The organism is Amycolatopsis sp. NPDC033938 (genome assembly GCF_055575975.1).
In genome coordinates, this window is record NZ_JBVIRO010000020.1 from 1 (window position 1) to 24,725 (window position 24,725).

Sequence of the window (24,725 nt, forward strand, 5' to 3'; positions counted from 1 at the left end):
GCAAACTCACCCGCCACGACCCCACTAACACCAACCAATGGCGCGACGACTAACAGGTTTAGGAACAGGCTCTAACCCGAATCGCCACTCACGACCACCGTGAGCCAGTGTTCTCGTGCTGATCATTGCGGTTCGGTTTCGTTGAGATAAATGAAAGGCCCCGGCGGCAATGACTCGCCCGTTCCCGGCGACGTGTCCATGACACGCCGGAAATGGGGAAGTGCGCATGATCGGAAACCGGGTACTCACTCGCGTATTGGTCGCGCTGTCGGTTTCCCTTTTGCTTCTCCCAGGATGGGTGGGCGCTCCGGAAGCGATCGGGGCGCCCACCTTGCCGTCCGGGTTCGTCCTCCGTGATCAGCCGAGCGGTCAGGCCGCTTTCGACCTGACCGATTTCGCTTATCTGCCGGACGGTTCCGTGCTCAGCACCGGCAAGAGCGGCAAGGTCGCGTGGGTGTCCGCCACCGGCCAGACGCGGACGATCGCGACACTCCCCGTCCACGACAACGGCGACTTCGGCCTCGTCGGCCTCGCCGTCGCCCCGGATTTCGTGACGTCGCGCCAGATCTACCTCGCGTGGTCGTTCGACACCGGCGGCGGGTTCACCATGCGGGTCGCGCGCTGGACGGTGACCGGCACGGACGTCCCCACGGGCCTCGCGAACGAACGAGTGCTCGTCGATCTCCCCGGTTTCTACGACGTGCACGGTGTCACGGGGCTCGTCGCGGCGGGCGACGGGACTTTGTGGATCTCCATCGGCGACGCCGCCGACTTCACCAGGATGGATCCCGGCGCGTTGCGCGCACTCGACCTCGATCAGCTGTACGGCAAGATCCTGCACGTCACCACGGACGGCGCCGGTGTCCCCGGCAACCCGTACTATTCCGCGGCGGCGCCGAATTCGAACCGCTCCAAGATCTTTTCCAGCGGTTACCGCAGCCCGTTCCGCTTCTCGCTCGATCCACGCCTCGGTCTCCCGGTCGTCGGTGACGTCGGCTGGAACACCTGGGAAGAGGTGGACGTCGTACGGCCGGGCGACAACCACGCCTGGCCCTGCTGGGAAGGGAACTTCCCGACACCGGGGTACTCCGGTCTGGCCGGCTGCGCGGGTGTCGTCAACACCCCGCCGATCACCGCGTACCACCACGGTTCCGGTGCCGACGAAGGCAACAGCGTCACCGCCGGGATCGTCTACAGTGGATCGTCCTATCCGGACGAATACCGGGGCGCGTTCTTCTTCGGCGACTATGTCACGCAGAAGATCTGGACGATGACGTACGACAGTCAGGGCAGACTGGTCCAGCCGCCACAACGGCCGCCGAGGTTCACCGGCGTCGGCGGTCCGGTCAAGTTCGCGGCCGCGGCCAACGGCGACATCGTCTACGCCGACATCTACACCGGGAACCTGCGGCGCCTCAGTTATCCGGGGACCAACGCGGAACCGGTCGCGGTGGCGACGTCGAGCACCGAGCCGTCGACCAGGACGGTGACCTTCGACGGCATCGGCTCCTACGACTTCGACGGCGATCCACTCACCTATCACTGGGATTTCGGTGACGGGACGAGCCAGACCGGAGCCCGGGTGAGCCACACCTACGCGGCAGGAGTGGGAACGGTGACCGCGCGGCTGACCGTGACCGACCGCCTCGGCGCCACCGGCGGCACGGACGTCGTCGTGGTCCCGGCGAACCACTCGCCGGAGCTGGGCATGACGGATCTCGGCGCGCACACCTTCGCGGTCGGGGAGCCGGTCGTCGTCGGCGCGAGCGCCACCGACGCCGAGGACGGCGCGCTGCCGATCACCTGGACCACGCTGATCCGGCACTGCCCGGAGGAGGCGACCTGTCACGCGCATCCCGGCGCTTCCGGCACCGGGCCGTCGTTTTCCATGCCCTTCACCGAGCACCAGGATTCCCGGGTCGAGATCACCGCGAGGGTGACCGACGGTGCCGGGGTGACGGCGAGCAGGACCTACGTCGCGATGCCGCGCGAACATCTGTTGACGTTGACCAGCAACGTCCCGGCGGCGCTGGGCATCCCGGCCGAAGGCGGGGTCGGCACCGCGATGGTCACCGAGGGCGCGACGTTCGAGGTCGTCGCGCCCGAGGTCGCCGCGGACGGTGTTTCGACCTTCGCCGCCTGGTCCGACGGAAGGACGTCACGCACGATCACCCTCACCGTCCCGCCGCGTGACCTGACCCTGACCGCGATCTACCGCACTCCGATCGACCAGCGCTACCAGGCGGAACCCGCGTTGCGGCAACGACTCGGCGCCCCGACCGGACCCGAGGTCACCGACGGGACCGTGCGTTACCGGCCGTACACGGGCGGCAGGCTCTATTGGAGCGCCGAGACCGGCGTGAAGCAGATCGAGGGCCAGATCCTGGCGAAGTACCTCGCGCTGGGCGGGCACCGGAAGTTCGGGCCGCCCGCGACCGACGAGACGGCCACCGCGGACGGCGCCGGCCGGTTCAACCACTTCCCGAACTGGCCGGGCACGCTGCAGTCGTCGATCTACTGGACCATGTCGACCGGCGCGCATCCGGTCTACGGGCGGATCCGGGTGAAGTGGGCCGCGCTGGGCTGGGAGGCCGGGCCGCTCGGGTACCCGGCGACGGACGAACTGCCGACCCCCGACGGGATCGGCCGGTTCAACCACTTCAGCAAGAACGCGTCGATCTACTACACGGTGCAGACCGACGCGCACGCCATCTGGGGCCGGATCCGGGTCAGGTGGGAGGCGCTGGGCTGGGAGGCCGGACCGCTCGGCTACCCGACGACCGACGAGACCGCGACTCCGGACGGCGTCGGCCGGTTCAACCACTTCACGAAGGCGGGTTCCGTCTACTGGACGATGGCCACCGACGCGCACGCCGTCTACGGCGCGATCCGCCAGCGCTGGGCCGCGCTCGGCTGGGAGCGGTCGTACCTGCGCTATCCGACGACGGACGAGTTCACCATCCCCATCGGACGGCAGAACAGCTTCCAGAGCGGCTACGTCACCTGGAACCGGACCACGGGCCAGGTGATCGACCGGCGCTGGTGATCACAGTTCCATAAAGGCACTCGAAAGTGTGAAATGCCCACGTAGACCCCATCGATGAGACGTTCGACTGGGGAAAGGGGCCCTCTGCATGCCTTCGAGAATCCGTGCGCTCTGTCACGCCCTCGTGACGTTGCTGATAGTGACCTTGCTGGTGCCGTTGACGTCCACAGTGGCGTCCGCGGCGCCCACGCTGCCACCCGGCTTCGTCCTCCGTGACCAGCCGAGCGGCCAGGCCGCGCTCGACCTGACCGACTTCGCGTACCTGCCGGACGGATCGATCCTGACCACCGGGAAGGGGGGCAAGGTCGCCTGGGTGTCCACCACCGGGCAGGTCCAGACCATTGCCAACCTGCCCGTGCGTACCACCGTCGACCTCGGTCTGATCGGGATCGCGATCGCGCCCGACTACGCCACCTCTCGCACGATCTACACCGCGAGGGCGGTCGACGTCCCCGGCGGGGTCGCCCTGCGCGCCTCGCGTTGGTCGGTGTCCGGCACCGCGCAGCCGACCGGGCTGACCGCGGAGAAGGTGCTCGTCGAAGGCCTTGCGCACACCAGCATCCACGGTATGACCGGTATCGAGGCCGCCCCCGACGGCACGGTGTGGATCTCGACCGGCGACAGCTCCGAGTTCCAGGGGCAGGCCGACCCGTTCGCGCTGAACGTGCGCGACCTCGACAAGATCTACGGCAAGATCTTCCACGTCACCCCGGACGGCGCCGGCGTGCCGAGCAACCCCTACTACACCGCCGCCAACCCGAACTCCCTGCGCTCGAAGGTGTTCGCGAGCGGCTTCCGCAGCCCGTTCCGGTTCAGCCTCGACGCGGCCACCGGTCTCCCGGTGGTCGGCGACGTCGGCTGGGGCACCTGGGAAGAGATCAACTTCGTGCAGAAGGGCGCGGACCACGGCTGGCCGTGTTTCGAGGGCAACCAGCCCGCCGACGGTTTCTCCACGATGGCGCAGTGCGCTTCGGCGGTGAACACGCCGCCGATGCTGGCGATCCTCCACGGCAAGGGGATCGACAACGGCAACAGTGTCACCGGCGGCATTGTCTACAATGGAGAGTCGTACCCGGAGGAGTACCGGGGCGCCTACTTCTTCGGCGACTACGCCACGGAGAAGCTGTGGACAGCCAAGTACGACACGCAGGGACGGCTCGTCCGCCCGCAGGAGACGCCGCCGAAGTTCACCGGCATCGGCGGCCCGGTCAAGTTCGCGGCCGCGGCCAACGGCGACATCGTCTACGCCGACATCTACAGCGGTATGCTGCGGCGGCTCAGCTACACCACCGGGAACAAGGCGCCCGTCGCGGTCGCCACTTCGGAGACGAACGCCGAGACCCGCACGGTTTCCTTCGACGGCACCGCTTCGTACGACTTCGACAACGACCTGCTGACCTACGAGTGGGACTTCGGTGACGGTAAGACCGGCACCGGCGCGAAGGTCAGTCACACCTACGAGGCGGGGGTGGAGAAATTCACCGCCAAGCTGACGGTGAAGGACGGCCTGCAGGCCGCCGGGAGCACGGAAATCGCCGTGGCGCCCGGAAACCACTCGCCGAAGCTGACCATGACCGACCCCGGTGCGCGGCTGTTCGCGGTCGGCGAGGAGATCAAGGTCGGCGCGACGATCACCGACGCCGAGGACGGTGACCTGCCGGTCACCTGGACCACGTTGATCCGGCACTGCCCGGAGAACGCGGTCTGCCACGCGCATCCGGGCCAAGGCGCCACCGGACCCGAGATCACCATGCCGTTCACCGACCATACGGACTCCAACCTGGAGTTCACCGCGTCGGCGACCGACAGCGCCGGTGTCAAGGTGTCGAAGACCTACGTCGCGAAGCCCCGTGAGCACCGGCTCACGCTGACCAGCAACGTCGCCGCGGCGCTCGGCATCACGCCGGAAGGCGGAGCCGCTTCGGCGATGGTGGTCGAGGGCGCGACTGTCGAGATCCAGGCGGCCGAGGTCGCTTCGGACGGTTCGTCGACCTTCACCGGCTGGTCCAACGGGGCAACCGGACGGCTGACCAAGATAACCATGGGCGCCACCGACCAGACGATCACGGCGAACTACATCACGCCGATCGACAAGCGTTACCGCGACGAACCCGCGCTGGCGCAACGACTCGGCGCGCCGACCGCGCCCGAAGCGGTCGACGGCACGGTCCGTTTCCGCACCTACGAACGCGGACGGCTGTACTGGTCGAAGGAAACGGGCGTCAAGCAGATCGAAGGCGAGATCCTCAAGCAGTACCTCGCCCTCGGCGGCCACAAGGAATTCGGCCCGCCCGCCACCGACGAGCAGACCACGCCGGACACCACCGGTCGCTACAACGACTTCCCGATGTGGCCCGGCAAGCTGCAGTCGTCGATCTACTACACGGTGAACACCGGTGCGCACGTGGTGTTCGGCAGGATCCGGATGAAATGGAAGGCGCTGGGCGCGGAGGCCGGTGAGCTCGGCTACCCGACGACGGACGAACGGATGACCCCCGACGGCATCGGCCGGTTCAACCACTTCAGCAAGAACGCGTCGATCTACTACACGGTGCAGACCGACGCGCAGGCGATCTGGGGCCGGATCCGGGTCAGGTGGGAGGCACTCGGCTGGGAAGCGGGCCCCATGGGGTACCCGACCATGGAAGAGGCGACGACGCCGGACGGTATCGGCCGGTACGTCCACTTCACCAAGGCAGGCTCCATCTACTGGACGATGCAGACCGACGCGCACGGGGTCTGGGGCGCCATCCGGCAGCGCTGGGAGGCGCTCAACTGGGAGGCCGGCTACCTGAGGTACCCGACGACCGACGAGTTCGCGGTCTCCGGCGGACGGCAGAACAACTTCCAGGGCGGCTACGTGTTCTGGAACGCCTCCAACGGTGCGGTGACCGACCGCCGCTGGTAAGCGGTGATCGCGCGTGAAGGCCCCCTTCCCTCGACTCAGCCGAGGGAAGGGGGCCTTCACGCGCTTCGCCTTGCGGCGGGTCAGGGGAGCAGGTCGGCCGGTGAGGTGCCGGAGGTGGTGAGCGGCAGGCCGAGCGCGACTCGTTCGGTGAGCCAGCCGCTCGGCCGGTAGCGCTGGTCACCGGTGCTCGCGACCAGACCGCGCAGGACCCGCAGGACGAACTCGGCACCGGCCTCTTCGCCCCAGGTGAGCGGTCCGCGCGGGTAGCCGAGGCCGAGCCGGACGGCGGTGTCGATGTCCTCCGGCGTCGCGAGCCGCTGTCCGGCGATGAAGCAGGCGGTGTTGACGATCGACGCCAGCAGCCGCTGCGCGATCGGCGCGGGGCCGTCGCGGACCACGGTCACCGGCAGCCCGGTCGCGGCGAGCGCGCCCCAGGCGGTGCGGCCGGCGGCCGGGTCGAGCGCGGGGTGGATCGACAGCGTCAGCCGTTTCCCGTAGCCGCCGAGCGGATCGACCCCGACGACCCGTTCCGCCGGAAGACCGGCTGCCAACGCGGTGTCCACAGTGGACGATCCGACCGGGCTGACGATCAGGACGGTGTCCGGGTAGGCCGTGTGCACCACCTGGATCCCCGCCGAGGACAGCAAGGTGCCGAGACGTTCGTCTTCGACCCACACCGGTGTCGTGGGGGCTTCCGGCGCCGACGGCTCGGGCTCGGCCTGCTGCGCGCCGTCGACGTAGCGGTAGAAGCCCTCGCCGTTCTTGCGTCCGAACAGCCCGGCGGCGACGCGCGGGCGCGTCAGCCATGACGGCCGCAGTCTCGGTTCGCCGTGGAATCCGCTCCAGATGCTTTCCAGCACCGCGTGCGAGACGTCGAGACCGGTGAGGTCGAGCAGTTCGAACGGGCCGAGTTTCAAGCCGAGCACGTCACGCGCGACGCGGTCGACTTCGGCCGGGCTCGCGATCCCTTCCGCGAGGATCTGCAGCGCTTCGGTGCCCAGCCCGCGACCGGCGTGGTTGACCAGGAAGCCAGGGGCGTCGCGGGCGAGCACGGGTTCGTGTCCCCAGCCGCGGACGAGTTCGGTCATCGCGGGCGGCAGCCAGTCGGCGGTGCGTGCGCCGGGAACGATCTCGACCAGCCGCATCAGCGGGACCGGGTTGAAGAAGTGGAGTCCGAGCAGCCTGCCCGGATCCGTCAGCGCGGCGGCGATTTCGGTGACCGAGAGTGAACTGGTGTTGGTGGCGAACACGGTGTCCGGGCCGCAGACGCGTTCCAGTCCGGCGAACAGCGCGCGTTTGGTCTCCAGATCCTCGCGTACCGCTTCGACGACCAGGTCGACGCCGTCGGCGGGGGCCAGCGGATCGGCGACCGCGATCAGCCGCTCCTTCGCGGACGCGGCGGCGTCTTCGGTGATCTTGCCCTTCGAAGCGAGTTTGCCGAGCATCGCGCCGACGTGGCCGATGGCCTTCTCGACGGCGTCGGGCTGGGCGTCGGCGAGCTCGACTTCCAGCCCCGCTGTCACGGCGAGCTGGACGATGCCCCGGCCCATCACCCCGGTTCCGATGACCCGGATCCTGCCGACCTGCTCCGCCCACTTCTCCACCGCGAGCCGCCTTTCCCTCGATGTCGTCCCCGGCGTGACGTTAGCCGCCACACGGATCCCTCGCCCGGAAGGGTGATCCGTGCCCCAGACGGCGTAAGGCCACCGAGCCGGCGAGGTCACACCCGCGAAAACCGAGTGTTCCGCGCACCAGCCCCGAAGGGAAACCTCCCATGGCCACCGTCCCCGCCGCCACAGCCGTCCGGACCACGCCGTTGCTCCTCGTCGCCGTGCTCTTCGGCGCCGTCGCCGCCTTCTTCGCGAGCCAAGCGCTGTGGCCGCTCACCGGCTTGGCCGTCGTGGTCGCCGTCGCCGTCCTCACGGGCGGGGTGTGGCTGAGCGGGCGTAAAGACCGCGAACTCTAGGATCGCCATGTGGCGAAGCGCTTGACGCGGGAAGAAAGTCGCGAGCAGACCAAGCAACGCCTGCTCGCGGCGGCCGCCGAGCTGTTCGCCGAACGCGGGGTCAACGGCACGTCGGTCGAGCAGATCGCCGAACGGGCGGGGTTCACGCGCGGTGCCTTCTACGGCAACTTCGACGGCAAACACGAGCTGGTCGTCGAGCTGTTGCGCCGCCGGACCCAGCGCGAGGCCGAGGAGGTCGCCGCGCTGCGCGAGGACGTCGGTTCCTTCGCCGAGATGATGGACCGGCTGCGCGCCTGGAACGTCGAGCGCGCCGAACATCTCGCGGGCTGGTTGACCCTGCGCACCGAGCTCGCCCTTTACGCCCTGCGGAATCCCGAGGCGCGTCCGCTCGTCGGTGAAGGCGAGAAGTCGACAAGGGCGTTGCTGGAGACCTCGGTCAAGACCGAGCTCGCCGCGCGGGGCGTGGAACCGCCGGCCGACCCGGCCTTCCTGGCGTTGATCCTGCACGCGCTCGAGGACGGTCTCCTGCTGCAGCGCTTCCTCAGTCCCGAGGGGACCGGTGACGAGGACGTGGTGGACGCCGTCCAGCTGCTGATGCGTTCGTGGACCGCGCTCAGCCGGTCATCCTGATCCCGACGAACTCGGCCATCTGACGGGCCCCGTGCGCGAAGAACGCGTCCGAGGGGTCGACGCTGCCGACGTACTGGCCGAACAGCTCGAAGTTGATCATTCCGAACAGCTGGGTCCAGGCCATGATCAGCCGGGACGCCGTTTCGGGGGCCAGGTTGACGCTGAGGATGTCGGTGACGGTGTCGAGCTGGTGCATTAGCTCGACGGGCATTTCGCCGACCTCGGTCTCGACACGCAGATGCGCGTCACGCAAGACGGCGACCAGTGCGAACGCCACCCGGCCCGCCGGTGTGACGGTGTCCTGCGGGGCTTGGTAGCCGGGGATCGGCGAACCGTAGATCAGCGCGTACTCGTGCGGACGCTCCTTCGCCCAGGCGCGGACCGCTCGCCAGATCGATTCCCACCGTTCCAGCGGGCTCTTTCCTGGGTCGTCGGCGGCCTCCGCGGCCTCGCCGACGGCGTTGTAGGCGTCGATGATCAGGGCGGTCAGCAGCTGCTCACGGCTGGAGAAGTACCGGTAGAGCGCCGACGAGACCATGCCGAGTTCCCGCGCGACGGCGCGGAGCGAAAGGCCGAGCGCGCCGACCTCGGCGAGCTGGCGGCGGGCTTCGTCCTTGATCTCACGGGTGAGTTCGGCACGGGCGCGTTCACGTGCGGTCTGGGTGGCAGGCACGCTCTCACTGTAGAGCATCGCACCTAAACGAGAGCACTGCTCTTGACATGAGGCAGCACCCTGGTGTTCACTGCTCTTAACAGAGAGCACTGCTCTCCCAGACTTCAGGAGCCGAGATGACCGCCGCTGCCACCCGCTACATCAAGCCCGCCAAGGCGACCAACGCGTTCAACGAGTTCGTCCTCAAGCTGACGAAGCTCGGCGTGAGCGTCCTGGGCAGCCGGGTCCTCTCGGTTCGAGGCCGCAAGAGCGGCGAACTCCGCTCGGTCCCGGTCAACCTGCTGAAGCTGGACGGCGAGCGCTACCTGGTCGCTCCCCGCGGTGTCACGCAATGGGTGCGGAACCTGCGCGTGGCGGGCGAGGGGCAGCTCACCGTCGGGCGCCGCACCGAAACGTTCACCTTCACCGAACTCGCCGACGACGAGAAGCCCGAAATCCTGCGCGCCTACCTCAAGCGCTGGAAGTTCGAGGTCGGCGTGTTCTTCGATGGTGTCGACGCGAAGGCGTCCGACGAAAAGCTCCGGGAGATCGCGCCCGGCTACCCGATCTTCAAGATCCGCTGACGCCCTTGTGGACGTTCCGAACGCGACCGGCTCCGGTGAGAGGTGGGCCGGGTTGGTCGTGAGTGGCGATTCGGGTTAGAGCGAACCCTCTCTTAGGTACTTACTGGTGGCCTGTGGACTTGCTGGCGTGAGGTGCATGATGGCCCCTTTCCTTGCGCTAGGCGCAAGGAAAGGGGCCATCATGCACTGGGGAAGGTGTGAAGGTCGAGTTTCCTCGGCTGAGCCGAGGGAAGGGGTCCTTCACACGCAGCCGTTGCGGCGGGTGGTGCTGCTGAGGCTCGTGATGGTCGTCCGCGACGGGTGAGGGGAACTTTGAGGGACTCTGGGTCCCTCAAGGAGTCCTTCACGGCCCGGCCGTCACCGGACCCAGCCGCCGTAGGTACCTGAAACACCCTTGGCCAGAACCCGAAACGCCCCTTACGACTGGTCGTCGGAGGGTGCTCGCCTGCTCCGCCGGGCGGTGGCCGCCACCAGCACCACCCCGACCAGGAACGCGACGAGGCCGATCAGGAACCACAGCTTCTGCCCGGTCATGAAACTGCCGGTCAGCACGCCGGCGCCCTGGAGCACCCAAACGCCGCCCACCAGCAGGAAGACCAGCCCGATCGTGAGCGTGATCCAGCGCTTCATTCGCAGCTCCCCGCCTCGACGTGCCCTGTGGCGATTCTGTCACCGGCGGCCGCGTCCGGCGAACTGATCACCGGCCGCCGACGAGACCGTTGCGGTAGGCGTAGACGACGGCGTGCACCCTGTCCCGCAGCCCGAGCTTCGCCAGGATCCGGGAGACGTGTGTCTTCACCGTCTCCTCGCCGACGTGCAGATGCGCGGCGATCTCCGCGTTGCTGGAAGCGTCGGCGACCAGCAGGAGGACCTCGCGTTCACGGGAGGTGAGCCGTTCCAGTTCCGCCGGTTCGGCGGCGACGGGTTCGATGCTGGTGGCGAAGGTCGAGACCAGCCGCCGGGTCACCGTCGGGTCGATCAGCGCGTCGCCGCGCGCGGCCACCCGCATGGCCGAGACGAGTTCTTCGGGCGCGAGGCTTTTCAACAGGAATCCGCTCGCACCGGCTCGCAGCGCGCGGTAGACGTACTCGTCGGAGTCGTAGGTCGTCAGCACGAGGACGCGGGTGTCGTTGCCTGGCGCGGACATGATCGCCTCGGTCGCGGCCAGACCGTCCAGTTTGGGCATCCGGACGTCGAGTACCGCGACGTCCGGGCGCAGTGCCGCCGCCTGAGCGACGGCCTCGCGTCCGTCCGCGGCCTCGCCGACGCATTCGAAGTCCGCCTGGGTGTCCAGCACCGCGCGCATCCCGGACCGGAACATCGCGTGGTCGTCCGCCAGCAGAACCCGGATCACTGCGCCTCCAAGGGAAATCCGACTCGTACCCGCCAATGCCGCCCGCCGTCGAGCGGCCCGCATTCCGCGTGCCCGCCGAACAACGCGACGCGCTGCCTGATCCCGGCGAGACCGCGTTTCGTCGACTCGGCCGACGGGTTCCCGCTCGGACGGCCGATCTCGTTCGTGATGGAGAGGACGACCTCGGTCTGCCGGTAGGCGAGGTCGATCTCCACGACGCTGTCCAAACCGTGCCGGAGCGCGTTCGTCAGCGCCTCCTGCGCGATGCGGTACAGCGCGATGTCCACCGAGCCCGGCAGTTCACGCGGTCCGCCGTGACTGGTCATCCGCGTCGGCAGCCCGGCGGAGCGGAGATTTTCGAGCAGCTCGTCGAGATTGTCCAGCCCCGGCTGCCGTTGTGCGTCCCCGTTCTCCTTGCCGTGCAACAGATCCAGCAGGCGCCGGAGATCGGCCATCGCGGCCCGGCTCGACGATTCGACGGCGGAGAGCGAACGACGTACGGCGGGTTCGCCGTCCGGCAGACCGAGCCGCGCGGCCCCGGCGTGCACGCCGATCGCGCTGACGTGGTGGGAGATCACGTCGTGCAGATCCCTGGCGATCGTCGTGCGCTCCTCGATGACGGCACGGCGCACCGCCTCGGCTTCGTGCTGCTGCCGCTGTTCCTCGGCGCGCTGAAGATCGGCGATGTACGCGCGCCGCGCGGTCGTGTAGCGGCCGACCATCCACGGGAGCAGTCCGCTCACACCGACGTCGATGAGCAGCAAGCGCCAGTCCCGGTCGCCGCGGTCGACCGGGATGAGGTTGCAGGCGACGAACCCGGCGAGCATCACGCCGAGCGCGGCCAGCGCGGGTTTCGTCGCGAGCCAGGCGCCAGCGCGGTATCCCGCGATCAGCACGCCCGAGTTGGTGGCCTGCAGGTAGTGGTCGTAGGGGAAAAGCAGGAGCGGAGCGGCGATGAGCAGCACGGCGTGCGCCGCCGAAACCCAGCCGGAATACCGTGACGGCCCGGCGAGCGCGAGGTTGGCGAGGATCCCGCCGAGCAGGACCACCCACGCCTGCCAGCCGAGGGAGAGCGGCGGCCCGGCGATGAGGTACAGCCCGGCGTCGCAGACCAGGCAGACGGCCGCGACCGCCCAGGCCTGTCTCGCCAGCGAACCACTGATGTCCCGCACGCGCCCAACTCTGCCCTAATTTCGGTGGACACGGGTTCCTAAGATCCAAAGCGATGGGAAACGCGAAGACGCCCGTGCTCTGGACGACAGGGGCACCAGGGGCGGGGAAATCGACCACCGCTTGGGGTTTGTACATCCGCGCCGCGGAATCGGGCGGCAACGTCGCCTACGTCGACATCGATCAGCTCGGCCTCATCGGCCCGCCGCCCGGCGGGGGCGAGGCCTCGCACGCGATCAAGGCGGCGAATCTGCTGCGGGTGCTGGAAATCCTGCGCCACCGGGGCGCCAGGCAGATCGTCGTGTCCGGAGTGGTGGACCCCGAGAACGGCGTCGAGCGGGAGTTCGAGGGCCGCGACTTCGATCTCACGCTCGTCCGGCTGACGTGTGACCGAGACGAACTCCGGAGCCGTTTCCTCGGCCGTGGTTCGCCGGCCACCGCGCTCCCGGACCTCCTCGCGGTGGCGGACGCCTACGACCGCACCGGTTTCGGGGAGGAGCTGGACACGACCGGGCAGCGGCCGGACGAGACCGTGGAAGCCCTGTTCCGGCGTTGTGTCGTGGAGGACGGACCGGTTCTCCCGCCCCAGGGCGTGGAGCCGCAACCCGGTCCGGTGACCGTGGTGACCGGGCCGACCGCGGTCGGCAAATCGACGGCCGCGTGGACCGTGCTGCGAGAGTTGTGGGAGCAGGGCGAACCGGTCGCCTACGTCGATCTCGCGCAGCTCGGATTCGCGCGTCCCGGCCCGGATCCGGCGCTGGAGGCGGCGAACCTCGCGGCGCTCTGGCGCGGCTACCGCGAGGCGGGGGCGCGGCGACTTCTCGTCGTGGCCAGGGAATTCCGCCCCGAGCACCGTCGGGTCTTCGAGGAGGTCACCGTCGTCCATCTCGACGCGGACGCCGCGACGCTCACCGAACGCGTCCGGCTCCGTGCCGATGGCGAATCCGCGCTGCTGGCAGGCGACGAACTCCGTGGGGCGCCACCCGGTGTGCGGGACCGGGTGGCCGCCCGCGCGGTCACCGAGGCGGAGCGGATGCGGGCGCGTCGCGGCGACCGCGTCGTCCTCGACACCTCCGGACAGGAGCCCGCCGAGACGGCCGCCGCACTACGCGCCGCCGTGGGTCAGTAGCCGAGGCGTGGACCGCCCTGCCCAGGCTGACCCTGCTGCCCCTGACCTGGCTGCCCCTGACCCGGCTGTCCTTGACCGGGCTGGCCGCCGGTCTGACCGCGTTGGTTCTGCCCGGCCTTCCCGATGGTCGTCGCCGTCGCGGTGTCGCCGGAGACCTTGGCGGTCACCGTCACCGTCTCGCCGGTCTTGGGGTCGCCGGTCTTCTTCGTCGACGCGTCGATCGTGTAGACCTGTTTGTAGCCGTCCTTGCTGGTCAAGCTGACGGAAGTCGCGCTGATCTCGGTGATCTCCCCGGTCTGCAGCCGCTCCGTGCGGTAGCCGCCGTTGCCGTCCGGGACGACGAAGTCGCCGTGCAGTGTGTCGCGCGGCGCACCGCCGCCGGGGCCGATCATCACGCGGCCACCGCCGGGGCCGCCCATCATCCCGCCCTGAGCGCGTTCCGCGCCGTTCGCGACGGTCCCGGCCCAGATCGCGGCTCCGCCGCCGGCGGCGATCACCACCGCCACTCCGGCCGCGACCGCGGTTTTGCGGCCGGACCACGCCTTCTTGGGGGTACCGGGCGGGACGGGCGCGCCCCAGGCGGCGGTTTCCCCCGTCGCGGGCTCGGTGGGCCCCGCGGGCTCGGCGGGTTTGGTCGGTTCGGTCATCTGGTCGCCTCCGTGTACTCGGTTGCGGCCATGCTCGGCGCCGTCGCTGTGCGGAAGCTGTGCCGCCGGTGGGGACGCGCTGTGACTCGGCCGGGTGATCGTTCACAGGAAACGCACAGGCCGGGCACAGGGAAGCCTCAAGGGAGGTGCCAAGGATGGCAGCATGACCAGTGTGAACGTCCCTTCGTCCGGTGCCGGGAAGGCAGGCTTGCGCCGTGCCGACGGCAGCCCAGTGCGGGTGCTGGTGGTCGACGACGAGGCGACGTTGTCGGAACTCGTGTCGATGGCCCTGCGCATGGAGGGCTGGGACATCCGCACCGCCGCCGACGGCACCGAGGCGGTCCGCGTCGCCAGGGAGTTCCGGCCGGACGCGGTGGTCCTGGACGTGATGCTGCCGGACATGAACGGTCTGGAGGTGCTGCGCCGCCTGCGTTCCGAGGTGCCGAACCTGCCGGTGCTGTTCCTGACCGCGAAGGACGCGGTGGAGGACCGGATCGCCGGGCTCACCGCGGGCGGGGACGACTACGTCACCAAGCCGTTCAGCCTGGAGGAGGTCGCGCTGCGGCTGCGCGCGCTGCTGCGGCGCGCGGGCGGGGTCGCCGGGCCGAGTGGTTCGACGCTGGTCGTCGGCGACCTGACCCTCGACGAGGACAGCCGCGAGGTGCACCGCGGCGGTGATCTGGTGCCGCTGACCGCGACCGAATTCGAACTGCTGCGCTATCTCATGCGCAATCCGAAGCGAGTGCTCTCGAAGGCGCAGATCCTGGACCGGGTGTGGAGCTACGACTTCGGCGGCCAGGCCAACATCGTCGAGCTGTACATTTCCTACCTCCGCAAGAAGATCGACGCCGACAGGGAACCGATGATCCACACGATGCGCGGCGCCGGGTATGTCCTCAAGCCCGCGGGGTAGGCGGCCATGGTCTCTGCGACGGCGGCTGATCGCGCAGGTCGCGGGGTTGCTCGCGCTCGTCTGCCTGGTGGTGGGCGTGGTGACCGAACTGGCGCTGCGGGACTTCCTGTTCGGCCAGCTCGACGCGCGGATCGCCGAGACCAGTGAACGCGCCAGCCGTCCGCCGCCGACGGGCCGTCCCGGCGGCGACGGGGTTCCGGAAGGCCTGCGCGCCTATGGCCAGAGCACCGGTTCGTTGTTCGTGAACGTGTTCCCGGACGGGCGCGTGCTCGCGGCGGTGCTGCGTTCGAGCTACGACGCCAAGGTCGCCCACCCGTTCCCGCACGACGAGATCACCCGGACACAGATCGACACCCTGCTGCGGTCGCGGCCGGGCAGCGAACCGAGCGACGTGGACCTCGGCCCGGTGCTCGGGGAGTACCGGGTGGTGGCGAAGGCGACGCCCGGCGGCGGGATCGCGATCACCGGACTGCCGACCAAAGAGGTCACCGACACCCTGTGGAACCTGGGGTTCATCTTCGGCGGGGTCGCCGCGGGCGGCATCCTGCTGGCGGGCGCGCTCGGCGCGGTGACCGTCCGCCGCACCATGCAACCCCTCGACCGGCTGGCCGCCACCGCGACCAGGGTCGCCGAACTCCCGTTGGACCGCGGCGAGGTCGCGCTCTCCGAGCGAGTGTCCGAAGTGGACACCGACCCGCGGACCGAGGTCGGCAAGGTCGGGTTCGCGCTCAACCGCATGCTCGAGCACATCGCGGCCGCGCTGTCCGCGCGCCAGGCCAGTGAGAGCCGGGTGCGCCGGTTCGTCGCGGACGCCAGCCATGAGCTGCGGACCCCGCTCGCGGCCATCCGCGGTTACGCGGAACTCACCCGGCGCTCCGGCTCCGAGGTGCCGCCGGACATCGCGTTCGCGATGGGGCGGGTGGAGTCGGAATCCACCCGGATGACCGGTCTCGTCGAGGATCTGCTGCTGCTCGCGCGCCTGGATTCCGGCCGTCCGGTGGTGCACGAGCCGGTCGATCTCTCCCGGCTGGTCGCGGACGCCGTCGCCGACGCGCACGTCTCCGGGCCGGAACACAAGTGGCTGCTTGAGGTCCCGCCCGAACCGATCACCGTCCTCGGTGACGCCGGTCAGCTGCACCAGGTGGTGATCAACCTGCTCGGCAACGCGCGCACGCACACCCCGGCGGGCACCGAGGTCACCACTTCTCTATCCACAGTGGACTCGGTGGTGACACTGTCTATTGTGGACACCGGTCCGGGAATCCCGCCGGAGATCCTCCCGGACGTCTTCGAACGGTTCGCCCGCGGCGACGATTCCCGATCGCGGGCGGCGGGCAGCACCGGACTCGGGCTGGCCATCGTCGCCGCCGTGGTCGCCGCGCACGGCGGGCAGGTCGGGGTGGCCAGCCGTCCGGGGCGGACGGAGTTCCGGGTTCAGTTCCGGTCCGCCCCGAGCCAGGGTTGAGTCAGGGCCGTTTCACGGCGTCCATTCGCTGTTCGCGCCGCACAAGATGACGCAAGGCAGTTCGCCGCCGGTCCGCCCGGCCAGCCAGGCGGCGAACGGGACCGCCGCGGCCGGTTCGACGGCGAGCCGGAACTCCTCCCAGAGCCGGTCCCGCGCGGCGAGCAGTTCCGCGTCGCTGACCAGCACGGATGTGACTCGCGTCCGGAGCACCTCGAACGGGACGCCCCCGATCCTGGTGGCGCCCAGCGCGGACGCCGCCACCGAGTCGATGTCCACGTCCACCGGCGCGCCCGCCTCCAGCGCCGCGTTGAGCGCACGGCACCGCTCCGGCTCGACACCGAACGTCGGCAGCCCGGCCAACGACGTCCCGGCGACCAGCCCGCCACCGCCGACCGCGACCAGGAAGGCGTCGACGTCCGGCGCGTCCTCGATCACTTCGGCCGCGACGGTGCCCTGGCCGGCGACGACGGCGGGGTCGTCGTACGCGTGCAGATACCGCGTACCCGGCTCGGAAGCGGCTTCGAGCGCCTTCGCGGCCGCCTCGGCGTACGTCGCGCCGTGACGGATGAGCTTCGCGCCCGTGGCCTCGATCCGATCCGTCTTCGCCTGCGGAGCGGACTCAGGCACGTACACCGTCGCAGGCAGATTCAGCAGCGAAGCGGCTGTCGCCACGCCCAACCCGTGGTTGCCGCCGGACGCCGTCAGCACCCGCTCCGGCAGCGGACCGCTCACCAGCGCGTTCACCGCGCCCCGCAGTTTGAACGACCCGCTCCGCTGCAGATGCTCCAGCTTGAGCACGAGCGGCCGCCCGTCGACTTCGGCGCGCAGCACCGGCGTGCGTCGCACGAACGGATGAACGGCTTCGGCGGCCTTGAGGACATCTTCCCAGGTCGGAGTACTCATACCCCCCACTGTCCTCCATGCCGGGGAGGGAGTGACTACACTGGTCCCCGGACCCCGCGCGGCGTCCATCTTGTGAACCTCCCCAGGGCCGGAAGGCAGCAAGGATAAGCAAGCTCTGACGGGTGCGCGGGGTCCCCTTTCGTTCCCGGGCTAGAAGACCCCGAAGACGTCTTTTGGCGGTATCGGGGACGGCAAGGCGTCCGCGTCGGTGATGGGGCGCGCTTTGCCTTGGAGCAGCCTTAGGTCTTCGCCGGCGACGCAGCGCGCCGGGTAGGTGGCCGAGGCGGCCCGGCGGGTCATGTCGGTGACGGGCAGCTCGACGCGCGAAGCGGCGACCACGATGTTCCCGAAGCGGCGGCCCCGGAGAACACCCGGTTCCGCGAGCAGCGCCAGGTGCGGGAACGACGTCGCCAGTGTCGCCAGGAAGCGGCGAAGGAACGGCAGGTTCGGGCCGTCCGAGACGTTCGTCAGGTAGGTACCACCAGGTCGGAGGACTCGTGCGACCTCGTTCGTGAACTCCACGGTCGCGAGCCCGCCGGCGAACACTCCGCGCTCGAAGGCGTCCACGATGACCAGGTCGGCCGAAGCGTCATACCTGCCGGAGACGCCTTCGCGGCCGTCGCCGACCCGGACTTTCAGGCCCTTCACTCCCAGTTGCTCGCGGATGAGCGCGACGAGTTCGCCGTCGGCGTCGAAGACCAGTTGACGTGAGCGCGGCCGCGTCGCCGTGATGTAGCGGGGAAGGGTGCAGGCCGCTCCGCCGACGTGCAGCACGTCGAGCGGGCCTTCGCCGAGGCAGTCGACGACGTCGGCGATCCGGCGGACGTAGTCGAACTCGAGGTCCGTGGGGTCGTCGAGGTTGACGTGCGACTGGGCGACCCCGTCGACCGTGATCATCCAGGCGTTCGGGCGGTCGGCGTCGCGGAGCAGTTCGGCGGTGCCGAAGCGGACCGGGTAGGTGCCTGGGGTCGGTGCTGGTCCCACCTGTCGGGCCCTCCCGGTAGTCTCGCCGCGTGGCTCTAGCTCTATACCGAAAGTACCGTCCGGCTACCTTCGCCGAGGTCGTCGGGCAGGAGCATGTGACCGATCCGCTGCGCACCGCCTTGGCGGCCGGCCGGATCAACCACGCCTACCTCTTCTCCGGCCCGCGCGGCTGCGGCAAGACCTCCAGCGCGCGCATCATGGCGCGATCGCTGAACTGCGCGAAGGGCCCGACACCGGATCCGTGCGGCGAGTGCAACTCGTGCCGTAACCTCGCGCCCGAAGGTCCCGGCAGCGTCGACGTCACCGAACTCGACGCCGCCAGTCACGGTGGTGTCGACGACGCCCGCGAGCTGCGGGACAGGGCCTTCTACGCCCCGGCGGACTCGCGCTACCGCGTCTTCATCATCGACGAGGCGCATATGGTCACCACGCAGGGCTTCAACGCCCTGCTGAAGATCGTGGAAGAGCCGCCGGAGCACCTGATCTTCATCTTCGCGACCACCGAACCGGACAAGGTGCTGCCCACCATCCGGTCGCGGACGCACCACTACCCCTTCCGGCTGATCCCGCCCAGTTCCATGCGCGAGCTGCTCGAACGCAACGTCGCCGCCGAGGGCGCGAAGGTCGAGCCCGCGGTGTACCCGCTGGTCATCCGCGCCGGCGGCGGTTCCGCGCGGGACACGCAATCGGTGCTGGACCAGCTGCTGGCGGGGGCCGGGCCGGACGGCGTCGACTACTCGCGGGCGGTGTCCCTGCTGGGCGTCACCGACGTGGCGCTCATCGACGGCATGGTCGACGCGCTGGCCGCGGACGACGCGGCCGCGGTGTTCGGCACCGTCGAGAAGCTCGCCGAGGCCGGGCACGACCCGCGCAGGTTCGCCACCGACCTGCTCGACCGCCTGCGCGATCTGGTGATGCTGCGTTCGGTGCCGGACGCGGGTGAGCGCGGACTGGTCGCCGCGCCGGACGACGAGCTCAAGAAGATGCAGGAGCAGGCCGCCAAGCTGGAGCCCGCCACGCTCTCGCGTTACGCCGACATCGTCCACAATGGACTTCTGGAGATGCGGGGCGCGACCTCGCCGCGGCTGGTGCTGGAACTGCTGACGGCGCGGATGCTGCTGCCGTCGGTCGCCGAGGGCACCGACGCGCTGCTTGCCCGGCTCGAAAGGCTTGAGCGCCGCGCCGCCTCGGCCCCCGCGCCTGTCGCCGGTGGTGCCGCCCAAGCCGTCCAGGCTGCTCCGGTCGCCCAGACGGCCCCGGTCGCTTCGGTGGGCGCGGCGCCGACCCCTGTCGCTCCCGCCGGAGAGCCCGTTCGCGAGTTCCAGCGGCCGTCACGTCGCGCCGCCGCACCGGCTCCCGCTCAGCAGGCCGCGCCGGTGCAGCAGCCCGCCCCGGCGGCTCAGCCCGCCGCGCGACCGGAGCCGGTCGCTCCTCAACGTCCTTCCGCGCCCGCTGCCGCTCCGGCGCCCGCGGCGGCTTCGAGTGGTGGGTCGGACGCGGACGGGATCCGCGGCCGCTGGCCGCAGGTGCAGGCCGCGATCCGCAAGCTCCCGGGTGGCGCCGTGACCGGGGCGATGCTCACGCAGGCGAGTGTGGTCGGTGTCGAAGGCAACGCCGTCACGCTCACGCACAACGCGGAGCCGGTGGCGCTCAGGCTTTCCGAGCCGCAGCACACGGAGCGCATCGCGGCCGCGTTCAAGGAGGTCTTCGGCGGCGACTGGCAGGTGCGGTGCGTGCACGGCGCCGCGCAGCCCCGGCAGGCCGCCGCGCCCAAGGCCGCCGCGCCGCCGCCCTCGGCCGAGCGATCGTTCACCCGCCGGTCCGCCGAGGCGTCCGGCGCCCCCGCGGCGCCTCCGCCGCCGAAGCCGGAGCCTCAGCGGCCCAAGGTGGCGACGACCGAACCGGATATCCCGCTCCCGCCAGAGCCGGTCGAGGACGACGAAGAGCTCTACTCGGAGGACGCGAGCCCCGCGCCGCCCCCTCCGCCGCTCCCGCCCGAGCAGGATCCGGAGGAGATCGCCCGGAAACTGCTCACCGACCACCTCAACGCCCGCCCGCTCGACGAACGCTGACGAGAAACGCGGGGGTCAGCGGGTCAGGGTGACCCGCCAGGCCGGGTGATCGGTGCCGGGGATCGACGTCTTCCCGGAGCTTCCGAAGCCGAAGGCGCCGCCGGCGATGATGTGCTGCACGCTGCCGTCGCCCTTCCGGAACGAGCCCGCGGGCACGCACGCCTGCGCGCTCGGATCCCCTGGGTAGCGCAGGTTCAGGTCGCCGCCGAAGACGGTTCCCGAGCCGTACTTCGCCAGCAGGTTCTTCAGGTCCTGGCACTGTTGTTCGACCGCCGGCCGCTTCGTCGACAGGTGCGTGGTGCACGCGTTGACCGTGCCGAACTTCGCGCACAGGTACGCACGCTGTTCCGTGCCGCCGTCCTGCGGCCCGTGGTAACCGCCCTCGCGCGCCTGCACCGCGCCGAGATCCTGCCTGGCCAGCACCGCGATGCCGTACTCGCCGCGGCCCGACGTACACGGGTACGGCGTCGTCGTGCCGTTCTCCTTCTTGCCGACCGGCTGCCACACGACCGTGTAAGCCCGGCCCGACTGTGCCTTGACGTCGGCGGCCAGCTTCGTCGTCTCCGCCGAACAGGACTCGTTCAACGTTACGACGGCCGGATTCACCGCGACGATCGTGGTCGCAGCCTTGGCCATCGGATCGGTACCGCCCTGGTTGAAGCATTTCGCGAGCCCGCTGCGGCAGAGGTTCATCTGCAGCACCGGGAAATCCGTCGCCGCGGCGGCCGGAGCGGCCGTACCGAGGATCAGCGCGACGGCGGCGAGCACCGATTTCATGTCGGGGTCCCTTCGTGGAGTTCGGCGGAAAGCAGCGCCGTGCGGCGGCCTGTTTGCTCGCGGTGCCGATCGAGGTGCCGAGGTGTCGTGTCCGCCGGGCGGACGGCCAACCCGTCGGCGGGATAGATCAGCACCGGCGGCAGGGCCGGCCGGACCTGCTCCACTAGGCCGCGAGGTAGTCCGCGATGGCCTTCGCGATGGAGGCGGCGTACTGCTGACGTCCTTCTTCGCTCGCCATCGCAGCGGCTTCGGCGTCGTTGCGCATGTTCCCGCATTCGACGAGCGCGGCGGGCCGGGTGGAGAGGTTGAGCCCGGCGAGGTCGGCACGCGGCGCGAGCCCGTTCGAACCGAGGTAGGTCGACGTCGGGAAGCCGCCCGCGCGGAGGCCGTCCCGCAACGCCGTCGCGAGTTTCGCCGAGGGCTCGCCCTGCTGCGCGTTCAAGGGCGGCGCCGAATAGGCGACGTGGAAACCGTGCGCACCGGCGGAATTCGAACCGTCGGCGTGGATCGACACGACCGCGTCCGCCGCCGCGTCGTTCCCGATCGCGGCGCGTTCGTTGACGCACGGCCCGACGCCGTTGTCGTTCTGCCGGGTGAGGATGACCCGGATTCCCTTGGCGCTCAAGGCTTCCGAGATCCGCTGCGACACATCCCAGGTGAAGGCGTGCTCGGAGTAGCCGGAATTCGTCGAGGTCCCGGTGGTGTTGCACGGTTTCGTCTTGCCGCGTCCGGCGGGCACCTGCTTGTTGATCTCGCCGGGCCTGCCCGCGTTGCCGCCGTTGTGCCCGGGGTCCAGCACGACGACCTTGCCCGTCGGCGGCCGCTGGGTGGCGGGCGGCGGCTGCGGCGCGCTCGAAGGCGGCGCGCTCGGCCGCGTCGGCTGTGTCGGCTGCGGAAGGGTGGTGAAGACGGTGGTGGTACCGGGAGCGGATGGGGTCGACGGTGGCGACGCGGGGGTTTCGACACCACACGCCGCGAAGAGCGTCAATCCGATCGCCATCACCAGGCTCAGCCGTCGTCGCACGGCGCCCACGGTGCCATACGAGTGGCGGCTAGGCTGGTAGGCGGCACGGATTTTCCAGGAGAGGACCGATCGGATCATGGTGCAACCCGGTGGCGGCTTCGACCTGTCGCAGATCATGCAGCAGGCACAGCAGATGCAGCAGAAGCTGGTCGAGGCCCAGGAAGAACTGGCCAACACGGAGGTGACCGGCACCTCCGGCGGTGGCCTCGTCACCGCGACCGTGTCCGGCGACAGCCAGCTCAAGTCGTTGTCCATCGACCCCAAGGTGGTCGACCCCGACGACGTCGAGACCCTGTCCGACCTGGTCGTCGCGGCCGTGCGGGACGCTTCGGCCAACGCGCAGAAGCTCACCGAACAGAAGCTCGGCCCGCTCGCGGGCGGCCTCGGTGGCGGGATGCCGGATCTCGGCGGCTTCCCCGGGCTCGGCGGCTAGCTTGTACGAGGGTGTCGTCCAGGATTTGATCGACGAGCTCGGGCGGCTGCCCGGCGTCGGTCCCAAGAGCGCGCAGCGGATCGCCTTCCACCTGCTGGCGGCCGATCCCGCGGATATCTCGCGCTTGCAGGAAGTGCTCGGCAAGGTCAAGGAAGGCGTGCAGTTCTGCGAGGTCTGCGGCAACGTCTCGGAGCAGGAGACCTGCCGGATCTGCCGTGACACCCGCCGCGACCTCACGGTCATCTGCGTGGTCGAGGAGCCGAAGGACGTGCTCGCGGTCGAGCGGACGCGCGAGTTCAAGGGCCGCTACCACGTGCTCGGCGGCGCGCTGGACCCGTTGTCCGGGATCGGGCCGGAACAGCTGCGCATGCGTGAGCTGCTCGCGCGGATCGGCGGCGCGGAGATCAGCGAGATCATCATCGCGACCGACCCGAACACCGAAGGCGAGGCGACCGCGACATACCTCGTGCGGATGCTTCGCGACTTCCCCGGCCTTCGGGTGACGCGGCTGGCGTCCGGGCTGCCGATGGGCGGTGACCTGGAGTTCGCGGACGAGCTGACGCTGGGCCGCGCCCTCTCCGGACGGCGGGCTCTCTAAGCGCCGCTTCGCTGGTTTCGAGCGCTATGAAAGGTCCTTTCCTTGCAAAATTTGCAAGGAAAGGACCTTTCATAGCGCTCCGAGGGGTGCGCCGGTGGCGGTCCGCACTTGGCGACCGAGTGAGGTGCGGTGGGCAGTGGGTCCAGGTGGTAAGTGTCGTTAGACCTTCTCTTAGGTACCTACTCGTGGCCTACGGCCCCCATGTACCGGGGCTGCGCGTGAAGGCCCCCTTCCCTCGGCTCAGCCGAGGGAAGGGGGCCTTCACGCGCAGCCGTTGTGACTGGTGGTGCTGTTGCGGCTCGCGATGGCCTTCACGGCCCGGCCGCCAGCCGACGCCCGCATCACCGGCCCACTGGATCAGCAGTAGCCCAGGCGAGCCAGGGTGTCGACGATGATCTCCGACGGGTGGAACTTGTCGACCCAGGACTCACCGCGGCGGTTCTGGTAGGTGTCGAGGAAGTTCTGCAGCTTGTCCCCGCGCATCTCGGTCAGCACGACGGTCTCGCCGAGGTGCTGCGGCGTCTCGGTGCGCTCACGGTGCACCGCGCACGGCAGGCCGAGGTAGTAGCACTCCGCGGACAGGCCGCCCGAGTCGGTGACGACGTATTCGGCGCGCGCGACCAGCGGCAGGAACTTCAGGTACCGCATCTTCGGCTGGATGATGAAGTTCTTCTCGTCGAAGAGGTTCGCCAGGCCCAGCGAGCGGATCTTCTCGCGCTCGGGCGCGCCCGCCATGTAGAGGATCGGCATCTGCTTGCTCTGCTCGCGCAGGATCTCCAGCGCCTCGCGGTACTTGTCCGCGCGCGAGACCAGCTCGAAGCGGTGCAGGGTGGCGAGACCGAACTTCTCCGGCAGACCCTCGATGTCGAGCGGTCCGTTGATGGCCAGTCGCATCGCGTCGATCGCGGTGTTCGCCTCGGTGTCGACGACGACGCCGCGGGCGTTGCGCAGGTTGTTGACCTCACGCGCGCTCGGCGCGAAGTGCATGTCGACGATCTTCGCGGCGATCTTCCGGTTCAGCTCCTCCGGCAGCGGCGACATGATGCTGCCCGACCGCGCACCCGCCTCGACGTGCCCGACCCGCGACTTGAGGATCCGCTTCCCGATGAGCGAGCCGTACGGCGTGGTGAAGGTGTCGCCGTGCACCAGCACCAGCGGCGGACGCCCGTCCTCGACCAGTGCGGCCTTCAGTTCGGCGCGGCGGCTCCACGCGGTGCGCAGCACCTGCGCGGCCCAGCCCGGCACCTGCGCGGGCGACTCCAGGTTGTGCGCCTTCTCCTTCGGCACCAGCCAGACGTCGGGCTCCGGGAGGTTCAGGTCGGCGAGCACGTCCGAGACCTCGTCGACGTGCTGCGCGGTGAACCAGATCTTCGGCCGGACCCCGCGTTCGAGGATGCCGTGGTAGACCGGCGCGATTTTGATCAGTTCCGCCGTGGTGCCGAGAATGAAGGAAATCACCGGAAGGGCCAT

The 24,725-nt window shown here is 69.7% G+C and carries 23 protein-coding genes and 1 other RNA gene; 12 read left to right on the plus strand and 12 right to left on the minus strand.

Going from position 1 to position 24,725, the window contains the following annotated elements; all coding sequences use genetic code 11:
- The first annotated feature begins 226 nt into the window (after positions 1–226).
- Both ACZ5ZX_RS34275 and ACZ5ZX_RS34280 read left to right on the plus strand, forming a co-directional pair.
- Positions 227–3,046: a PQQ-dependent sugar dehydrogenase gene (locus tag ACZ5ZX_RS34275; RefSeq protein ID WP_465506144.1), complete on the plus strand. Its 2,820-nt coding sequence runs from the start codon at positions 227–229 to the stop codon at positions 3,044–3,046.
- Positions 3,047–3,134: 88 nt separating this feature from the next.
- The gene (locus ACZ5ZX_RS34280; RefSeq protein WP_465506145.1) at positions 3,135–5,954 is read left to right on the plus strand and encodes a PQQ-dependent sugar dehydrogenase; all 2,820 of its coding nucleotides are present in this window, start codon (positions 3,135–3,137) and stop codon (positions 5,952–5,954) included.
- A gap of 80 nt (positions 5,955–6,034) precedes the next feature.
- On the opposite strand, the gene ACZ5ZX_RS34285 is transcribed toward ACZ5ZX_RS34280, so the two are convergent.
- Complete coding sequence (locus ACZ5ZX_RS34285) at positions 6,035–7,558, minus strand: 3-hydroxyacyl-CoA dehydrogenase (RefSeq protein WP_465506278.1); 1,524 nt, start codon at positions 7,556–7,558, stop codon at positions 6,035–6,037.
- Between the two features lie 170 nt (positions 7,559–7,728).
- Here ACZ5ZX_RS34285 and ACZ5ZX_RS34290 point away from each other — a divergent pair, with 170 nt between their 5' ends.
- Together ACZ5ZX_RS34290 and ACZ5ZX_RS34295 are read left to right on the plus strand one after the other, a co-directional pair.
- The gene (locus ACZ5ZX_RS34290) at positions 7,729–7,920 is read left to right on the plus strand and encodes a hypothetical protein (RefSeq protein WP_465506146.1); all 192 of its coding nucleotides are present in this window, start codon (positions 7,729–7,731) and stop codon (positions 7,918–7,920) included.
- A 9-nt stretch (positions 7,921–7,929) separates the two neighbouring features.
- Positions 7,930–8,550: a TetR/AcrR family transcriptional regulator gene (locus tag ACZ5ZX_RS34295; RefSeq protein WP_465506147.1), complete on the plus strand. Its 621-nt coding sequence runs from the start codon at positions 7,930–7,932 to the stop codon at positions 8,548–8,550.
- Here the strand turns inward: ACZ5ZX_RS34295 and ACZ5ZX_RS34300 are convergent.
- On the minus strand, positions 8,534–9,223 hold the full coding sequence (locus tag ACZ5ZX_RS34300) for a TetR/AcrR family transcriptional regulator (protein WP_465506148.1): 690 nt from the start codon (positions 9,221–9,223) through the stop codon (positions 8,534–8,536). The genes ACZ5ZX_RS34295 and ACZ5ZX_RS34300 overlap by 17 nt on opposite strands.
- 116 nt (positions 9,224–9,339) lie before the next feature.
- On the opposite strand from ACZ5ZX_RS34300, the gene ACZ5ZX_RS34305 reads away from it, so the two are divergent.
- Positions 9,340–9,786, plus strand: a complete 447-nt coding sequence (locus ACZ5ZX_RS34305; protein WP_465506149.1) for a nitroreductase family deazaflavin-dependent oxidoreductase — start codon at positions 9,340–9,342, stop codon at positions 9,784–9,786.
- A 417-nt stretch (positions 9,787–10,203) separates the two neighbouring features.
- Here the strand turns inward: ACZ5ZX_RS34305 and ACZ5ZX_RS34310 are convergent, their stop codons facing one another.
- The 3 genes from ACZ5ZX_RS34310 to ACZ5ZX_RS34320 all read right to left on the minus strand — a co-directional run bounded on the left by ACZ5ZX_RS34310 (position 10,204) and on the right by ACZ5ZX_RS34320 (position 12,312).
- Positions 10,204–10,416, minus strand: coding sequence for a hypothetical protein (locus ACZ5ZX_RS34310; RefSeq protein WP_465506150.1), 213 nt, complete (start codon positions 10,414–10,416; stop codon positions 10,204–10,206).
- 67 nt (positions 10,417–10,483) lie between these two features.
- The gene (locus ACZ5ZX_RS34315; protein WP_465460000.1) at positions 10,484–11,140 is read right to left on the minus strand and encodes a response regulator; all 657 of its coding nucleotides are present in this window, start codon (positions 11,138–11,140) and stop codon (positions 10,484–10,486) included.
- Entirely contained in the window at positions 11,137–12,312 is a 1,176-nt protein-coding gene (locus tag ACZ5ZX_RS34320; RefSeq protein WP_465506151.1) for a sensor histidine kinase, read from the minus strand. The genes ACZ5ZX_RS34315 and ACZ5ZX_RS34320 overlap by 4 nt, the downstream gene beginning before the upstream one ends.
- Positions 12,313–12,365: 53 nt before the next feature.
- On the opposite strand from ACZ5ZX_RS34320, the gene ACZ5ZX_RS34325 reads away from it, so the two are divergent.
- The gene (locus ACZ5ZX_RS34325) at positions 12,366–13,439 is read left to right on the plus strand and encodes a hypothetical protein (protein ID WP_465506152.1); all 1,074 of its coding nucleotides are present in this window, start codon (positions 12,366–12,368) and stop codon (positions 13,437–13,439) included.
- Here the strand turns inward: ACZ5ZX_RS34325 and ACZ5ZX_RS34330 are convergent.
- Positions 13,433–14,086, minus strand: a complete 654-nt coding sequence (locus ACZ5ZX_RS34330) for a hypothetical protein (RefSeq protein ID WP_465506153.1) — start codon at positions 14,084–14,086, stop codon at positions 13,433–13,435. The two genes, ACZ5ZX_RS34325 and ACZ5ZX_RS34330, sit on opposite strands and share 7 nt — an antisense overlap.
- Before the next feature lie 163 nt (positions 14,087–14,249).
- Between ACZ5ZX_RS34330 and ACZ5ZX_RS34335 the strand changes: the two genes are divergently transcribed.
- A complete protein-coding gene (locus tag ACZ5ZX_RS34335) occupies positions 14,250–14,999 on the plus strand; it encodes a response regulator transcription factor (protein ID WP_465506154.1) in 750 nt (249 codons plus the stop codon).
- Positions 14,977–16,464, plus strand: a complete 1,488-nt coding sequence (locus ACZ5ZX_RS34340; RefSeq protein ID WP_465506155.1) for a sensor histidine kinase — start codon at positions 14,977–14,979, stop codon at positions 16,462–16,464. The genes ACZ5ZX_RS34335 and ACZ5ZX_RS34340 overlap by 23 nt, the downstream gene beginning before the upstream one ends.
- Before the next feature lie 12 nt (positions 16,465–16,476).
- Here ACZ5ZX_RS34340 and ACZ5ZX_RS34345 read toward each other — a convergent pair whose 3' ends face one another.
- Positions 16,477–17,367: a serine/threonine dehydratase gene (locus ACZ5ZX_RS34345; RefSeq protein ID WP_465506156.1), complete on the minus strand. Its 891-nt coding sequence runs from the start codon at positions 17,365–17,367 to the stop codon at positions 16,477–16,479.
- Between the two features lie 46 nt (positions 17,368–17,413).
- Between ACZ5ZX_RS34345 and ffs the strand changes: the two genes are divergently transcribed.
- Positions 17,414–17,508: signal recognition particle sRNA small type (gene ffs, locus ACZ5ZX_RS34350), an RNA gene on the plus strand.
- A 9-nt stretch (positions 17,509–17,517) separates the two neighbouring features.
- Here ffs and ACZ5ZX_RS34355 read toward each other — a convergent pair.
- Complete coding sequence (locus ACZ5ZX_RS34355) at positions 17,518–18,351, minus strand: spermidine synthase (RefSeq protein WP_465506157.1); 834 nt, start codon at positions 18,349–18,351, stop codon at positions 17,518–17,520.
- Positions 18,352–18,380: 29 nt separating this feature from the next.
- Between ACZ5ZX_RS34355 and ACZ5ZX_RS34360 the strand changes: the two genes are divergently transcribed.
- Positions 18,381–20,423: a DNA polymerase III subunit gamma and tau gene (locus ACZ5ZX_RS34360; protein WP_465506158.1), complete on the plus strand. Its 2,043-nt coding sequence runs from the start codon at positions 18,381–18,383 to the stop codon at positions 20,421–20,423.
- Between the two features lie 15 nt (positions 20,424–20,438).
- On the opposite strand, the gene ACZ5ZX_RS34365 is transcribed toward ACZ5ZX_RS34360, so the two are convergent.
- Genes ACZ5ZX_RS34365 through ACZ5ZX_RS34375 form a run of 3 tightly spaced genes read right to left on the minus strand, consistent with a single transcriptional unit; the run spans position 20,439 to position 22,200 of the window.
- The gene (locus tag ACZ5ZX_RS34365) at positions 20,439–21,200 is read right to left on the minus strand and encodes an endonuclease/exonuclease/phosphatase family protein (RefSeq protein WP_465506159.1); all 762 of its coding nucleotides are present in this window, start codon (positions 21,198–21,200) and stop codon (positions 20,439–20,441) included.
- Positions 21,197–21,364: a hypothetical protein gene (locus ACZ5ZX_RS34370; RefSeq protein ID WP_465506160.1), complete on the minus strand. Its 168-nt coding sequence runs from the start codon at positions 21,362–21,364 to the stop codon at positions 21,197–21,199. The genes ACZ5ZX_RS34365 and ACZ5ZX_RS34370 overlap by 4 nt, the downstream gene beginning before the upstream one ends.
- On the minus strand, positions 21,364–22,200 hold the full coding sequence (locus ACZ5ZX_RS34375; protein ID WP_465506279.1) for an N-acetylmuramoyl-L-alanine amidase: 837 nt from the start codon (positions 22,198–22,200) through the stop codon (positions 21,364–21,366). Before ACZ5ZX_RS34375 ends, ACZ5ZX_RS34370 begins: the two co-directional genes overlap by 1 nt.
- 100 nt (positions 22,201–22,300) lie before the next feature.
- Here ACZ5ZX_RS34375 and ACZ5ZX_RS34380 point away from each other — a divergent pair, with 100 nt between their 5' ends.
- Together ACZ5ZX_RS34380 and recR are read left to right on the plus strand one after the other, a co-directional pair.
- Positions 22,301–22,657 carry a YbaB/EbfC family nucleoid-associated protein gene (locus ACZ5ZX_RS34380; protein WP_007035126.1) on the plus strand — a complete coding sequence of 119 codons (357 nt, stop codon included), beginning with the start codon at positions 22,301–22,303 and terminating at the stop codon, positions 22,655–22,657.
- A gap of 1 nt (position 22,658) precedes the next feature.
- Positions 22,659–23,255 carry a recombination mediator RecR gene (recR, locus tag ACZ5ZX_RS34385; protein WP_061981975.1) on the plus strand — a complete coding sequence of 199 codons (597 nt, stop codon included), beginning with the start codon at positions 22,659–22,661 and terminating at the stop codon, positions 23,253–23,255.
- 357 nt (positions 23,256–23,612) lie between these two features.
- Here the strand turns inward: recR and ACZ5ZX_RS34390 are convergent, their stop codons facing one another.
- Positions 23,613–24,725: a UDP-N-acetylglucosamine 2-epimerase gene (locus ACZ5ZX_RS34390; protein WP_037320298.1), complete on the minus strand. Its 1,113-nt coding sequence runs from the start codon at positions 24,723–24,725 to the stop codon at positions 23,613–23,615.

What these genes read in the sequence shown, in the direction of transcription:
- ACZ5ZX_RS34275 (WP_465506144.1), top strand. Translation starts at nt 227, where the DNA reads ATGATCGGAAACCGGGTACTCACTCGCGTATTGGTCGCGCTGTCGGTT.
- ACZ5ZX_RS34280 (WP_465506145.1), top strand. Translation starts at nt 3,135, where the DNA reads ATGCCTTCGAGAATCCGTGCGCTCTGTCACGCCCTCGTGACGTTGCTG.
- ACZ5ZX_RS34290 (WP_465506146.1), top strand. Translation starts at nt 7,729, where the DNA reads ATGGCCACCGTCCCCGCCGCCACAGCCGTCCGGACCACGCCGTTGCTC.
- ACZ5ZX_RS34305 (WP_465506149.1), top strand. Translation starts at nt 9,340, where the DNA reads ATGACCGCCGCTGCCACCCGCTACATCAAGCCCGCCAAGGCGACCAAC.
- ACZ5ZX_RS34310 (WP_465506150.1), bottom strand. Translation starts at nt 10,416, where the DNA reads ATGAAGCGCTGGATCACGCTCACGATCGGGCTGGTCTTCCTGCTGGTG.
- ACZ5ZX_RS34325 (WP_465506152.1), top strand. Translation starts at nt 12,366, where the DNA reads ATGGGAAACGCGAAGACGCCCGTGCTCTGGACGACAGGGGCACCAGGG.
- ACZ5ZX_RS34330 (WP_465506153.1), bottom strand. Translation starts at nt 14,086, where the DNA reads ATGACCGAACCGACCAAACCCGCCGAGCCCGCGGGGCCCACCGAGCCC.
- ACZ5ZX_RS34335 (WP_465506154.1), top strand. Translation starts at nt 14,250, where the DNA reads ATGACCAGTGTGAACGTCCCTTCGTCCGGTGCCGGGAAGGCAGGCTTG.
- ACZ5ZX_RS34340 (WP_465506155.1), top strand. Translation starts at nt 14,977, where the DNA reads ATGTCCTCAAGCCCGCGGGGTAGGCGGCCATGGTCTCTGCGACGGCGG.
- ACZ5ZX_RS34345 (WP_465506156.1), bottom strand. Translation starts at nt 17,367, where the DNA reads ATGAGTACTCCGACCTGGGAAGATGTCCTCAAGGCCGCCGAAGCCGTT.
- ACZ5ZX_RS34365 (WP_465506159.1), bottom strand. Translation starts at nt 21,200, where the DNA reads ATGAAATCGGTGCTCGCCGCCGTCGCGCTGATCCTCGGTACGGCCGCT.
- ACZ5ZX_RS34375 (WP_465506279.1), bottom strand. Translation starts at nt 22,200, where the DNA reads ATGGCGATCGGATTGACGCTCTTCGCGGCGTGTGGTGTCGAAACCCCC.
- ACZ5ZX_RS34380 (WP_007035126.1), top strand. Translation starts at nt 22,301, where the DNA reads ATGGTGCAACCCGGTGGCGGCTTCGACCTGTCGCAGATCATGCAGCAG.
- ACZ5ZX_RS34390 (WP_037320298.1), bottom strand. Translation starts at nt 24,725, where the DNA reads ATGGCCCTTCCGGTGATTTCCTTCATTCTCGGCACCACGGCGGAACTG.